This window comes from Pseudomonas sp. B21-028, assembly GCF_024749045.1.
In the GTDB taxonomy this organism is placed as follows: domain Bacteria; phylum Pseudomonadota; class Gammaproteobacteria; order Pseudomonadales; family Pseudomonadaceae; genus Aquipseudomonas.
In genome coordinates, this window is sequence record NZ_CP087184.1 from 4,420,747 (window position 1) to 4,434,751 (window position 14,005).

Consider the following 14,005-nt stretch of genomic DNA (forward strand, 5'->3'; position numbering starts at 1 on the left):
ATGAATCCCAAGGAAAATTATTTGCATGAGTTCTTCAGGATCTTCTTCGCCAACAAGCAGTGGGTGAAGCGCGTCTTCCTGATCTTCGCCGTGATCGCCCTGGTGCTGCCGTTGATGCTCAAGCAGAGCTTCGACATCACCGCCCAGGTGATCGTCCAGTCGAAAAAACTCTCCCAGGGCGACGCCACCACGTCGCTGAACCAGGAAAACGCCACTTTCATCCCGCCGTCCCTGGCGGACATGGAAACCGAAAGCAATATCCTGCGCTCACCGGCGTTGATCCGGCAGACCATCAGTGCTCTGCGCGACCAGGGCGACTACACCCCAAGCCCAGGCATTCTCAACAAATGGGTGAGCGAGCCGCTCAAGATGTACATCACCCAGCCCCTGCGCGAGTACGTCATCAACCCGCTGCGCGAGGGCCTGGGGCTGGAGGTCGATCCGGTGCGCGACACCGTGCTCGATACGCTGACCGACGAGGCCATCGAAAACCTGAAGATCGAGACCCTGCCCGGCTCCAACGTCATCTCCATCGTCTATAGCTTCGGCGACCCGACCCAGGGCACCCGGTTCGTGGCGCAACTGCTGCAGAACTACCTCAGCAACCGCCAGGACCTGCAATCGATCGAACTGCCGCAGACCTTCTATGAGCAGAAGAAAGCCCAATACCAGACCCGCCTGGACGGCCTGGAAGGCACTCGGCTCAAGCTGCTGGAAAACATCGGCTCGTCCGACCCCAAGGAAGAAATCACCTTCCGCCTGAACGCCATCAACACCGAAGAGCAGGCCCTGAACCTGTATCAGGATCGCCTGCTGCAAAGCCAACGCTGGCTCGATTACCTCAAGACCAGTCTGGCGTCGGCGAACAGCTCGCGGTTCAACGATTACACCTTCCCGTTCACCTTCACCACCACCGTGGACAACATTGCCTTCGAGGACCGGGAGATCAAACAACTGGGCGAGCAACTGACCAGCCAGGTCAGCCGCTACATGAATGATCTGGCGATCTTCCAGCCCAGCAGCGAACCGATGCTGTTGGCCCGGGAACAGATCGTCCGCACGCGCCAACAGTTCCTGAAAGTGGTCAACAACCGGGTCCAGGAGCGCACCACCGACCTGGCGGTGGTCAGTTCGGTGATCAATCAGAAAGTCGAACGCATCGCCGCCTTCAAGGAGCGCATCCATCAGTTGCAGGAAACCCAAAGCAAGCTGCGGCAGATGGACACCGAGATCAACGCCCTGCATGCGGCGTTCTCCACCTACGCCCAACGGTTCGCCGAAGCCAGCACCGCCCGTTCGCTGGACAACGATCTGTCCAACGCCCGGGTTCTGAGCCCGCCGTTCGAACCGACCGCTGCGGCCTTTCCCAAGCCGATGCTGATTATCCCGTTTGGCCTGTTCAGCGGCCTGCTGCTGGCGATTGCCCTGGTCTACGTGCGTGAGTTCTTTGACCATCGCTTCAAGCACCCAGCGCAGATCAGCCAGCAACTGGATGTACCGGTGCTGCTGGTGATCAACGAACAGTCCCCCGACCAGGTCAACCCGCACCGCAACTGGAGCCTGCCCAGCCTTGTCCATTGGGTGCGAAATTGAACGCGCCGTTCGACCCGCCCCTCCACAGCAGCCCCCTGTCGATCATTCATCTGCTCGACAGCGGCGGCTTCTATGGGGCCGAGCGGATGCTGCTCGATCATTGCCTGGCAACGCCCGGACAGCATCAGGTGCTGTTCCTGGCGGCGCCGCCGACGTTGATCACGCGCTTTCGCCAGGCCGGGGTCGATTGCCGTCACTGCGCCAGTTGGGCCGAGCTGTTGCAGCACCTGCGCCAGCGCCGCGACGAGCGACCGCTGATCAACACCCACAACTTCAAGGGGTTGTTGTTCGGCTGGTCGGCGGCCACGCTCCTGCATCTGCCGCTGGTGATCACCCAGCATGGCTTCACGCCGCGCAGCCCCAAGCAGCATTTCTACACCTGGCTGAGCCTGCAACTGTGCCGCACGGCGTCGGTCAAGCGCGTGGTCTGCGTAGCCGAGAGCATCGCCGCGCTGCACCGCCAGGCCAGCGTGCGGGCGGAAAAACTCGATGTGATCCCCAACGGCCTGCCAGCAGCCAGCACGCCACTGACCCACCGCACCGACCAGCAACGCTGGCGGGTCGGCTACGTCGGCCGCTTGAGCAGCGAGAAAGGCCCGGACCTGTTCCTCGACGCCATGATTCCCCTGTGCCAGCGGCACCCGTCGCTGCACGCGGTGATGCTCGGCGACGGCCCGGAACGCCAGGTCCTGCTCAAGCGCATCACCGAGGCCGGGTTGCCCACGCGCATTGAGCTGCCCGGGTACCAGACCGACATGAATGCCTGGTGGAGTCGACTCGACGCACTGGTGATCAGCTCGCGCACCGAAGGCACGCCGATGATTCTGCTCGAGGCCATGCAAGCCGGGGTACCGGTGGTGGCGTTCGGCGTCGGCGGCATTCCCGATGTCGTGCAGGACCGTCACAACGGTTTGCTCGCCGCACCTGCCGACAGCGCCGAATTGGCGCGGCAGATCGAAACGCTATTCAGCGAACCGCCCCTGGCGCAGATCCTGGCCGATAACGCACGCCGCACCCAACAGGACCGCTACGACCTGCGCAGGCTGGCCGAACGCTGGTCGCAGCTCTACATCCGTACGGCACGGGAGGCTCGTCCATGATTGTCCCACTCTCGATCGTCAGCCTGCTGGGGCTGGTGTGCCTGGCGTTGCTGGCCAGCCCTTATCCGTTCCTCGCCCCGGGTGCGGTGCTCGGCCTGGTCGGCGTCGCCGTGCTGTACCGCAAGCCCGGCTGGGGTTTGCTGGGCATTGCCGCGCTGGTGCCATTCGAAGGTCTGTTCAAGGACAACGCGTTTTCCGGCAGCAAGTTCTTCGGCCTGGCGCTGATCCTGATCCTGATGCTGCAACTGGCCCTGCACCAGATTCCCGCGACACGCTTGCGCAGCAATATCTGGAAGCCTCTGATCGGCTTCATGGTGCTCTATGGCCTGAGCCTGTTGATCTCGGAAAACATGGACCTGTCCCTGCCTCACCTGCGAGAGCTGACGGTGGGGCCAATTCTATTCGTGATCACCTTGCTGATCGGTCGCGAGCTGAACCTGGATCTGTTCGCCCGCCTGATGACGGTGAGCGTCGCCACCACGTGCGTGCTCGCGATGTTCTCGGCCAAGTATCAGGATCAGGGCCGCGCTTCCGGCCTGCTGGAAGACCCCAACGCCTTTGCGCTGTTGATTGCGTTCACCGTACCGCTGGCCTTGTGGCTGGTGCTGCGCAGTCCGAACCTGTTGCACCGATTGTTCTGGGGCGGGGGGTTCATCCTGTTGCTGGGCGGCATGACCAAGACCGAGTCGCGTTCCGGACTGGTGGTGCTGTTGCTCAGTCTGGTGATCGGCTTGTACCACTATCGTGCGCAGCTGCCACGCATCCGTCCGCGGCACCTGGGCTTCGCCATGCTCGGGCTGGCATTGTTGATTCCCCTGGCGGTCGCGGTGATGCCCGCCGGCTACGTGGCACGCATACAGTCGTTGAGCATACTCAGCGCCGGCGTCAACGCCCACAAGGACGAATCCCTGGGCCGCCGCGCCTCCTACATTCTGGTCGGCAGCCAGATGATCCGCGAAAACCCGATACTCGGGTCAGGGCCCGGAACCTTCCCCCTGCACTACGCGCCCACCGGCTATGCCAAAGCGTTCTCGGCCAACCGCAAGCTGGGGGATCTGTATCGCCGGGCCCATAACACCTACCTGGAAATCTTCAGCGAGATCGGCGTGCCGGGCGGGCTGATGTTCGTCGGCATGCTTGGCCTTGGCCTGTACAACCTGCTGCACGCCCGTGGGCTCTGGTTACAGCGCCGCGACTGGGCGCAGGCGGACCTGCTGACACACCTGGGCATGAGTTTCCTGTCGCTGGGGCTGTTCTTGATGTTTCTCAGTGCGCCGAACCACAAGTTGCTGTGGATCATGCTCGCCCTCACCAGCGTGTTGCGCTACGAGGCCGAACAGGCCGCGCCACAGGAGGCTCGTCCATGAGTGGCGTCAGCATTGTGATCCCGATGTATAACGAGGCCCGGCACATCGGCCGGACCCTGCGGGCGGCCCGGGAAGCAGCTCGCCAGGCAGGCTTGGCGTGCGAGTTGATCGTGGTGGACAACGGCTCCGACGACCACGGCCCGCGCATCGCCAATGAACTGGGCGCGCGGGTGCTGATCGTCCCGGGCGTGCACATCGGCGCCCTGCGCAATCGCGGCGCGGCGCTGGCCCATGGCGATTGGCTGGCGTTCATCGATGCCGACATCGAGATGCCGGCCAACTGGCTCAAGCTGCTGCTGGAGCTGGAAGGTCACCAGGGCGATGTCCTCGGACTGGACCTCGACACCCCCCGCCAGGCACCTTGGTTCGCGGAAGCCTGGCAGCGTCGCAGCCAGCGTCCCGGCACCCATCGCCTGCACCGGGTGCAGTGGCTGCCCAGCGCCAATCTGTTGATGCGTCGGTCGTGGTTCGAACGGATCGGCGGTTTCGACGAAACCCTGCGCACCGGCGAGGACAAGGACTTCTCCCTGCGCCTGCGCCAGATCGACGCGCAACTGTTGCTGGTCAACGAATGCGTGGCCCTGCATTGGGGCTACGAAGGCAGTTGGCGCGAGTGGATGAGCAAGGAACTGTGGCGCCAGGGCAGTCATCTGCAACTGCTGCGCAGCCACGGTCCGAGCTTGCGCCTGCTGCGGTTCCCGGTGTTGTCCATCACCGCTTGGGGGCTGGATCTGCTGGCGCTGCTTGCCTTGCTCCAGGGCCAGTTGCGCCTGGCGCTGATGCTGTTGTCGATCACCTTGCTTGTCCCCTTGTTCCTCAGCCTGCGCCAGAGCCGCCGCGACCCGCGCCTGACCTTGCAGCTATGGGCCTTGCACGGGGTGCGCCTGCACCTGACCGGTGCCGCGTTGCTGCTCAACCTCTGTCATTGGAACGTCAGGAGACCTGCCCGTGGCTGAATTCATTTATTGGACCTGCCTGTTGCTGCCGGTGTACGCCTACCTTGGTTACCCGCTGATGCTGGGCCTGCTGACCCCGCTGTTTCCGGTCCGGCGCTACGGCAAGGCACTGCCGATGGACATCAGCATCGTCATCGCCGCCCACAACGAAGCACGACACATCGAAGACAAACTGCGCACCTTGCTCGCCCAGGACTATCCGGCGCGCTCGCTGCAGATCATCCTCGCCAGCGACGGCTCCAGCGACGACACGGTGGCCTGCGCACGCCGGGTAATCGACCCGCGCCTCACCGTGCTCGACCTGCCCCGCCAGGGCAAGGCCGCGGCCCTCAATACCGGCGTGGCCCACAGCAGCGGCGAGATCCTGGTCTTTACCGACGCCGATAACCAATGGGCCCACGACACCCTCGGCCATTTGCTCGCCCCCCTGGGTGATCCGGAGGTCGGCGCCTGTGCCGGACACATGGAAATCCCCGTGCCGGGCAAGGGCCTGAGCCTGGGGGACAGCCTGTATCGGCACTACGAAGGCTGGCTGCGGCGGGTGGAAAGCCGCACCGACTGCATGGTCTCGGCCGATGGTGCGTTGCTGGCCCTGCGCCGGGAGCTGTTCGAGCCGATCCCGGCCCAGGTCAACGATGACTTCTTCCTCAGCACCTGCGCGCCGGCCGCCGGCAAGTCCATCGTCTATGTGCCGAAGGCCCGGGTGACCGACCAGGGCGTGGACGAAGCCGACAAGCAGTTTCGCCGGCGCCAGCGGGTCACCGTCGGTGGCCTGCAGAGCCTGGCCCAGCGTCGGGCGTTGCTCAATCCGATGCGTCATGGCCTGTACGCCATCGGCCTGATCAGCCACAAGCTGATCCGCCGCCTGGCGCCGGTGTTGCTGCTGCCACTGCTGCTCAGCAACCTCTGGTTGTGGAGCGACCAGGGGTTCTATCGCCTGAGCCTGGCCGCCCAGGTGCTCGGCTACGCCATGGCGCTGCTTGGGCTGGTGGATATGCACCACCGCTTGCCCCGGCCCTTTCGCCTCGCGGCGTTCGTGCTGGTGACGCTCGCGGGCATGAGCATCGGCCTGTGGCAGTTCCTGCGGGGCCGGCGCTACAGCCAATGGAATCCCGAGCAGAACCGCTGAGGAGGTGGCCGATGTCGATCAAACAAGTCTTCAAGCGCACCGGCGGCTGGCTGTACCTGAACACGTCACTGGGCCGCCACCCGATGCGCGGCGCCGGCGTGATCCTGATGCTGCACAGGGTATTGAGCAACGACCGGGCCGCCGAGCTTCCCCACCGCAATGAACTGTGCGTGGGCCCCGAAGCCTTCGAGCACCTGTTGATCTGGCTGCAACGCTACTTCGAATGCGTGCCCCTGATGAGCTTGTTGCTGGCTGATCCTGATAGCGTCCCGAACCGCCCACGGGTGGCCCTGACCTTCGACGACGGCTGGCGCGACAACGCCATGAATGCCTTTCCGTTGCTGCGCCAATACCAGGTGCCGGCGAGCATTTTCCTGTCCACCGATTTCATTGGCAGCCGCCAGCACTTCTGGTGGGAAAGCATTGGCGAGACCCTGTGGGGCAGCCATGGCCAGGTGGCCCGGCATTCGTTGATCGAGCACTTGCAGAACGCCGGCCGTCCGTTGCCGGTGCTGCTCGATGACATCGACGACGAGCGTCGCAGCCTGGCGTTGCTGCACTACCTGCAGAGCCTCAAGAGCCTCGATCCACGTACCTTGAGCGAACTCACCGACACCTGCCCGCAGGGCTCCCAGCCCCAGGCCCTGGACTGGTCCCAGGTGCGCATGCTCGAAGATTCCGGCCTGATCCGCTTCGGGCCCCATGGTGCCAGCCACGCGATTCTGACCGGGCTGGACGACCAGCACCTGCACGAAGAACTGACGCGCAGTTGGACGGCCCTGGAAAACGGCTGCGCCCAACCGTTGCCGGTGTATTGCTACCCCAACGGCGATCACGATGCCCGCGTGCGCCAACAGGTGGCGGCCCACGGTTTTACCTTCGCCCTGGGCACCGAGGCGGGGCTGTATCGCAACGACGGCGACCCCTTGAACCTGCCGCGTTTCGGCGTCAGCCAGCGCAATGCCCATCATCCCGAACTGCTGGCCTGGCGGATCCGCCGAGGGACACGCCCATGAGCCGCGCTCATTACCTCAAGCACCTGGCACTGAGCATGGGCACGCGCCTGGCGATGATCGGCCTGCGCCTGCTGCGCAATGTGCTGCTGGCACGGATTCTCGGGCCCAGCGAACGCGGGCTGTTTGCCTTGCTCAGCACCTTGCCGGACCTGATCAGCGCCGCCACCAGTGGCGGCCTGAATACCGCCGTGGGTTACCAGGCGGCACAACAACGCCCGATGGGGCTGCTGCTCAGCCAGGTGCTGGTGTTCGGTTGCCTGTTGGCCGGGGTGCTGACCCTCCTGGTGGTGGCACTGGCGCGGGTGTTCGGTGCTGAGCTGGATATCACCATGCAGTTGGGTTTGCTGGCCTGGCTGCTGTTGCTCGCCGTGCCGTTGACCGTGCTCAAGAGCGGCCTGCTGACGCTGCACAATGCCTCGGGCGGCGTGGGCGGCTTCAATGCCTTGCGCCTGATGGAATCCCTGGCGCCGCTGCTGCTGTTCCTGGCGCTGTTCTGGATGTGGAAGGACGCGGCCCTGGAAGCGGCACTGATCAGTTGGCTGACGGGGCTGAGCCTGGTGGTGCTGGCCGGTTGGGTGTGGTTGCGCCGCGATCATGTGGTCACCCTGCGCTGGGATCGCAGCCATCAGAACGAACTGTTGCGCTACGGCGCCCGCAGCCATCCGGACCTGCTGTTCCAGCAAATGCTGCTGCGCTCGGACTTCCTGTTCATCGGTGCCCTGCTGGGCAGCACGGCCCTGGGTCACTACGCCATGGCCAGCGCCGCCGCCGAGCTACTGCTGATCGTGCCGGAGGCAGTGACCACGCCCCTGATGAAACGCCTGTTGCAACAGGACCGCGACATGCAGCGCCTGACGCCCCTGGCCCTGCGTCTGACCGCCACGGTGATGCTCGGCGCCTGCCTGGGCATGGCGCTGATCGGCGAATGGTTGATCGTCACCCTATTCGGTGCGGTCTACCAACCGGCCTATCCTGCCTTGCTGGCGCTGCTGCCGGGGCTGTTCGGGTTGTGCTATGCGAGCATCCTGCGCCTGGACCTGCTGGGCAAGAACCGGCCCGGTACGGTATCGCTGCTGATGGGTTTGGGGGCGTTGTTGAACCTGGCGCTGAACCTGCTGTTGATTCCCCGCTATGGCATCGTCGGTGCCGCTGCCGCTTCCTCCATCGCGTACCTGGGGGTGACCCTGGCGCTGCTGGCGATGTATTGCCGCCTCAGCGGCGTGGCGCTGTGGCAAACACTGATCATCCTGCCCAGCGACCTGTTGCCGATGCGGCAGATGCTGATGGGGAAATCGGCATGAGCTTCGTCGCCCCTCAGTCCGCCATCGCGAGCAGGCTCGCTCCCACAGGGATCTCACCAAACCCGCTCCCACAGGGGCCTGGTGTCGATCACAGTAGCAGTGCCCGATGCAGATCCAGGGTGGGAGCGAGCCTGCTCACGATAGGGTCGGCGCGGTGCTGGACAATGGCTGCATGCCTGTGGGCCCTGGCACTTCCGGCCCATGGCGCCTCCATGTCCTGGACCGGCATCCGCGATGGCAGCCTGTACCTGCAGACCGACCGGCCGGACCGGGTGACCGTGCGCTGGGTGCCGGCCTGGCAGGCCAACGCCAATTCGGAACACCTGTACCTGCTCGACGGCCAGGGGCGCCTGGTAGGGAAACGCTTGATCAAGAAGGTCCAGGAACGTGGCGAGCAGCAGTGGCCTTTGCTGCCGGGGACCGCCAGCTATCGCCTGGAAATTCCCGGCTACAGTTTCCGCCGCTACACCGTCGAACACGACGCCCATACCCGGGCACTGTTCGCCCCGGCCAAGGTGCATTTCAATGCCGAAACCCACGACGGCGATGAGTTGTATTTCAAGGTCGCCCCCGGTGAACAGGCCGTGTTGGCGGGCAAATTCCACGGCGGCGTGCGCAGCCTGCAAGCCCGGCGCGTCGCCGATGGCAAACAGGTGCAGTTGAACCTCAAGCCGTATCCGGCCTATGGGCAGTTCGATCAAGTCGCCCTGCCCGTCGCCAATGTCGAGCAAACCTGGCGCCTGCAATTGCAGGGCAACGGCAAGGCGGCATTCTGGCTGGATGGCACGGCGAATCTGTTCGCCCAGGACCCGGAGCATCTGCGACCGCTGCGCCAGGACCCGGGGCAGGCGCGCCTGAAACTCTATGACGAGGTCCTGGGAACCACTCCGAAACTGGGGGTCTACCTGCCCTACGTCATGCCCCCGCCATCGGCCTACCCGGTGATCGAAGCCCTCAAGCCTCAGGCCGCCAGCTATTACAGCCTGGTCGACATCACCGCGGACAGACCGGACTATGAAAATCAGTTTCGGCGCCTGTACCAGGACCGCTTCGGCATCACCCGGGACATCACCCTGCTGGCCGGTAGCGCGCGCAAGGCCGACCTGCAGGCCGACCGCATCAGCAACAACGGTTTGCAAGCCTGGCTCAAGGCGACCCGCGCCTTGGGTGGCAAAGGCATCCACTACCTCAGTTTCGCCGATGAGCCGAACCTCAACTACGCCGATTTCGCCAGCTACCAGCAAGTGTTCGAGAGCATGGCCAATCAGGTCCGCGCCCTACCCGCCAACGCACGGGCAGGCGTGCGCATTGCCATTCCCGCCAGCTCACGGTTCACCAACGGCCCTCTGGCCGACAATGCTGCCGATAAACGCGGTATCGATTGGGCGCGGCGTCTGCTGGCCAAATACGATGATCAGATCGACGCCTTGGCCTGGCATGAATGGATGATTCGCGACCTGCTCGCCACCCGTGTATACCGCCACAGTGTGCGTCAGGCCGCCCGCCTGGTGGGCCTGGATAACAACGGACGACCACGCAAGGCCCTGCTGCTGGACCAGACCAACATGTCCAGCGGCTCGAGCCTGAGCCCCTACGACCAGGAAACCCATTACGCCGCCCTGTGGTGGACGTCCGTGGTCATCAACGCCTCGGCCGACGGCTGGCTGGACATGCTCAACTGGTTCATGCTCGCCGACGAACCCGAGTACCCCAAAGGCATGGTGCGGGTGCTGGACAGCCAGCGCTTCGAACTCAAGCCAGTGGGTCTGGCCCAGCAGTTCATCCAACAGCATTGGCTCAACCAGGTGCTACGCCTGGATAACGACGCCTTCGAAGTCGACGTGCTGGCCATGGCCTCCGACGCGAAGCGCAGCCTGCTGGGCGTGAACAAAAGCACGCGGCCGCAACAGGTCAGCCTGGACGGCGCGTCCTGTCCGCAGGCGCAAGCGGAGCTGGTGTATTTCGGCCCCGACAACCAAAGCCGCAGCGCCCCGTTCAACTGCGAGGCCGGGCAGATCCGGTTTCTCCTGCCAGGAGACACCGTGTTTGCCCTGGGCTGGACCGCCCTCTCTTTCCCCCAAGCCGCCACCCGTCAGGAGGCACCATGAGCGTTTTGCAAACATTACGTAACGGCATTCAGAAAAAAGGCCTGCGCTCCGTCCTCAAACTGCTGTTCAGGCGCTACGTGTTTTTCCACACCCGACTGGTGTGGCTGGAGCACGATGTGCGGACCCCACTCCCCCCGCATAACCTCAAGCCCTACCCACCGATGCGCCTGGAGTTCATCACGGTCAGCAATGCCGATGCTTTTGCCCGGCACTTCGGCGACCGCGTCGAAACCATGCGCGAGCTGGCGGCCGAAGGCTACACAGGCTTGATGTATCTGGATGCTCAGGGCGACACCGTGGGTTTCGCCTGGGCCAGTACACGGGACTATTTCGACCGTCATTTCTATCGCTGCAATTTTCCGATCAAGCCTGGCGAGTATTTTCAGTTCGGTGGCGAGGCGATCCGTGAATATTGGGGTACCAGCATATCGGCGGACATGCAGTTGGAAGTCTGGAAAGTCATGGCAGGCCACGGTTGCAACACCATGGTCGATGTCTGCGATTTGCAAAACATCCAGGGGATCAAGATGCACCTGCGCATGGGCTTCCAGGAGCGCGGCAAGATCACCCACGTGTATCGCCTGTTCGGTCGCTGGCGGTTGTTCCGCGACACGCTCTACCGCGGCTCGGTACTGGACGCCTTTCGTAAACCAGCCCAGCCGCTTGCATCGACCGCGCCGGCCTGATGTCCATGGCGATCCAACCCCATCGCGAACAGGCTCGCGATGGGGCCTTTCCTCAACCCGCCCCCCGTCAGGAGGCATCATGAACGTTCTGCAAAAATTGCGTGATCGCATTCAGCAAAAAGGTCTGCGCGCCGTTCTAAATCAGCTGTGCAGACACTATGTGTATTTCCACGAACAACTGGTGTGGATGGAACGCGATCTGGTCAGTCCGATACGGCCCAACAACCTCAGGCCCTATACGCCGTTGCGCCGGGAAATCATTACCACCAGCAATGCCGATGCCTTCGCCAAGTACTTTGGCGACCGCGTCGAGACCATGCGCGAACTGGCTGCCGAAGGCCACACCGGGCTCATGTACCTGGACGACAAGGGCAATACCGTCGCTTTCATCTGGGGCAGTACACGGGACTATTTCGACCGCCACTTCTTTCGCTGCTGGTTCCCGGTCAAACCGGGTGAGTTCTTCGAGTTCGGTGGTGAGCTGTACCGCGCTTACTGGGGGACCCAGCTATCGGCGGATTTCCAGCTGGACCTGTGGAAAGCCATGGCCGAGCAAGGTTGCAACAAAGTGGTCGACGTCTTCGAGCTGCGCAATATTCCAGCCGTCAAACTGCACCTGCGCATGGATTATCAGGAGCGCGGCCAGATCACCCATATGTATTGCTTGTTCGGCCGCTGGCGGTTCTTCCGTGACACGTTTTACACCGGCTCGATCCTGGACTCTTTCCGTAAACCGGCCAAGCCGGTTTCGTCCACTGCGACGGCCTGACGTCCATGACCATCCGGTTCCAATGGTGTCGCTCCCTGGGCGCGGCGGACTTTCCTGTATCAGCTTATGAACAGCTGCGAACCCAGGTGGCCGACACAACCCCGTTCAACACCCTGGCCTGGCTGCAGGCGGCGGAATTTGCCCTGTTGCCTGATCAGCAATTGCATGTATTACTGGGCTGGCAGGACCAGGACTTGTCTCTATGCCTGCCTCTGGTTTCGGGACGTGAGCGTATCGGCGGACTGCGGTTCCGGGTACTGCATCACTTGGGTTACCCCTTGGCCGATCGCATCGCCCTGCTGGCGCGCCTGGACGCCGAAGGCATGGGTCAGGCGCTGATGCAGATCCGTCAGCAGGTGCCCCACGCGATGTTGCAACTCAATGAAGTGGTGGACCCGGTCAGCGAGCAAAGCGTCCTCAGCGCCTGGATGGCACTGAGCTCCACCGGGGAGCGGCGGCTCAGTTGCCGGGTTCCGGTGCACTTGATCAGTGACAGTGATCATCAGGAGGTCTCTGGCGATCCGCGTTACAAGCTGCGTCGGGCGCGCAAGCGGATCGCCGCTTGCGGTGCCGAAATCCGCCGCGTGACGCCGGACGCTATCAGCATGGGCCAGCTGTTGCGGACGCTTGCCGAGGTCGAGGCCGCCAGTTGGAAAGGTGAGGAAGGCGTCGGCATCTTCGCCGATCCCAGGCGCCGGCAATGGATGAACCATGCCTTCACCGCCCTCGCCGCCCAGGGCCTGGTGCGGGTGGTGGTGCTGGAACTGAATGGCGACTGCATCAGCTATCGCCTCGGCCTGCTGGACCAAGGCCGATTGTACGACTACAACCTGGCGTTCCTGCCGCAGCACGCCGACCTGGGCAGCGGCCGGGTATTGCTCGAAGAGTGGATTCGCTGGGGGCTGGACGAAAACTGGCGATGGATCGACGCATCCCGGGTCAGCCTGGAAAACTCCAGCCATCAATTACATGAGCGCATGACCGGACAACTGGAACACTGGCGCTGGAGCTTCTATTCATGGCAACCGGGTGGCCTGGTCCTGGGGCTGGCGTTGCGGCTATGGAAAAGTCTGAAGCCGTGGCTTGGCAAGCGCCCGGCCGAACGGAACTCAACGGCTGTATCTTCACCCAATCCCAAGAGCAAGGAGAACGATCATGCCTCGCGAGGTCATAATCAATGCTGACGACTTTGGACTCAGTATCAGCGACAACGCAATCATTCAAGCGGCCTTCAAGGCAGGGGTCATCAGCTCCGCCACCCTGATGGTCAATACCCCAGGTTTCGAACAGGCCTGCAAGATGGCCCGACACCCCATGCTCCGCGGGCGTATTGGCTTGCACTTCAATATTACTCATGGCTCGCCGCTGAGCCCGTGGATTGCATCGCGCCGCACATTTTGCGACGCAAACGGTGAATTCGACCTGAGCCTGTCGCGTTATGCCCTGCGTCTGGGCGCGAAGGACCTGGCCGCGGTGCAGGAGGAACTCCAAGCCCAGTGGCAACGTTGCCTGGACTACGGCGTGCGACCCAGCCACCTCGATTCCCACAACCATGTGCACAACATCTGGCCCATCGGCGAAGTCGTGGCCCGCTTCGCCGCCCGACAAGGCGTGCCCATACGCCTGGCACGCAACCTGGGGGAGAACCTGAGCCTGCCCAAACGTATTTTCAAAACTTTTTTCAATCGGCGGTTGCGCAGTCTCGGCGGCGCCACGGCCGACTACGTCTGCACGCCGGCCGACCTGCAATATGCAGCACCACCGGACCATGGCACACTCGAAGTGATCGTGCATCCGCTGCACCTCGAAGAGGACTTTGGCGACGACAGCCTGGAAGCCGGGTGTTCATTGACCGAGGTGTTGCGCAAACGCCTGGCGGGGGTACCCAAGGTGCCTTATGGCGGGGCGAGACAGCGGTTGGTGTTGGCTGAGTTCGAGGATGTGAGTGGCTAGTGATGCTGTGTGGCTGCTTCGTGTAAT

Annotated in this window: 12 protein-coding genes; all 12 read left to right on the top strand. The window is 63.3% G+C overall.

Annotated features, from left to right (window positions below):
* The 12 genes from LOY35_RS18695 (at window position 1) to LOY35_RS18750 (ending at window position 13,978) form a co-directional block, all read left to right on the top strand.
* Window positions 1–1,593, top strand: a complete 1,593-nt coding sequence (locus LOY35_RS18695; RefSeq protein ID WP_258625596.1) for a Wzz/FepE/Etk N-terminal domain-containing protein — start codon at window positions 1–3, stop codon at window positions 1,591–1,593.
* Entirely contained in the window at window positions 1,590–2,693 is a 1,104-nt protein-coding gene (locus LOY35_RS18700; RefSeq protein ID WP_258625598.1) for a glycosyltransferase family 4 protein, read from the top strand. The genes LOY35_RS18695 and LOY35_RS18700 overlap by 4 nt, the downstream gene beginning before the upstream one ends.
* Window positions 2,690–4,060: an O-antigen ligase gene (locus LOY35_RS18705; RefSeq protein WP_258625600.1), complete on the top strand. Its 1,371-nt coding sequence runs from the start codon at window positions 2,690–2,692 to the stop codon at window positions 4,058–4,060. Before LOY35_RS18700 ends, LOY35_RS18705 begins: the two co-directional genes overlap by 4 nt.
* A complete protein-coding gene (locus LOY35_RS18710; RefSeq protein WP_258625601.1) occupies window positions 4,057–5,016 on the top strand; it encodes a glycosyltransferase in 960 nt (319 codons plus the stop codon). The genes LOY35_RS18705 and LOY35_RS18710 overlap by 4 nt, the downstream gene beginning before the upstream one ends.
* Complete coding sequence (locus tag LOY35_RS18715) at window positions 5,009–6,145, top strand: glycosyltransferase family 2 protein (RefSeq protein WP_258625603.1); 1,137 nt, start codon at window positions 5,009–5,011, stop codon at window positions 6,143–6,145. The genes LOY35_RS18710 and LOY35_RS18715 overlap by 8 nt, the downstream gene beginning before the upstream one ends.
* A gap of 11 nt (window positions 6,146–6,156) precedes the next feature.
* Window positions 6,157–7,161 (top strand): polysaccharide deacetylase family protein, encoded by a 1,005-nt coding sequence (locus LOY35_RS18720; RefSeq protein WP_258625605.1) that lies wholly within the window; start codon window positions 6,157–6,159, stop codon window positions 7,159–7,161.
* Entirely contained in the window at window positions 7,158–8,462 is a 1,305-nt protein-coding gene (locus tag LOY35_RS18725; protein WP_258625607.1) for a lipopolysaccharide biosynthesis protein, read from the top strand. The genes LOY35_RS18720 and LOY35_RS18725 overlap by 4 nt, the downstream gene beginning before the upstream one ends.
* Window positions 8,463–8,626: 164 nt before the next feature.
* A complete protein-coding gene (locus tag LOY35_RS18730; RefSeq protein WP_408981163.1) occupies window positions 8,627–10,570 on the top strand; it encodes a hypothetical protein in 1,944 nt (647 codons plus the stop codon).
* On the top strand, window positions 10,567–11,256 hold the full coding sequence (locus LOY35_RS18735) for an N-acetyltransferase (protein ID WP_258625609.1): 690 nt from the start codon (window positions 10,567–10,569) through the stop codon (window positions 11,254–11,256). The genes LOY35_RS18730 and LOY35_RS18735 overlap by 4 nt, the downstream gene beginning before the upstream one ends.
* Window positions 11,257–11,335: 79 nt before the next feature.
* Window positions 11,336–12,025, top strand: coding sequence for an N-acetyltransferase (locus LOY35_RS18740; protein WP_258625611.1), 690 nt, complete (start codon window positions 11,336–11,338; stop codon window positions 12,023–12,025).
* A gap of 5 nt (window positions 12,026–12,030) precedes the next feature.
* Window positions 12,031–13,209: a GNAT family N-acetyltransferase gene (locus LOY35_RS18745; RefSeq protein WP_258625612.1), complete on the top strand. Its 1,179-nt coding sequence runs from the start codon at window positions 12,031–12,033 to the stop codon at window positions 13,207–13,209.
* Window positions 13,181–13,978: a ChbG/HpnK family deacetylase gene (locus LOY35_RS18750; RefSeq protein WP_258625613.1), complete on the top strand. Its 798-nt coding sequence runs from the start codon at window positions 13,181–13,183 to the stop codon at window positions 13,976–13,978. The genes LOY35_RS18745 and LOY35_RS18750 overlap by 29 nt, the downstream gene beginning before the upstream one ends.
* Window positions 13,979–14,005: the final 27 nt, after the last annotated feature.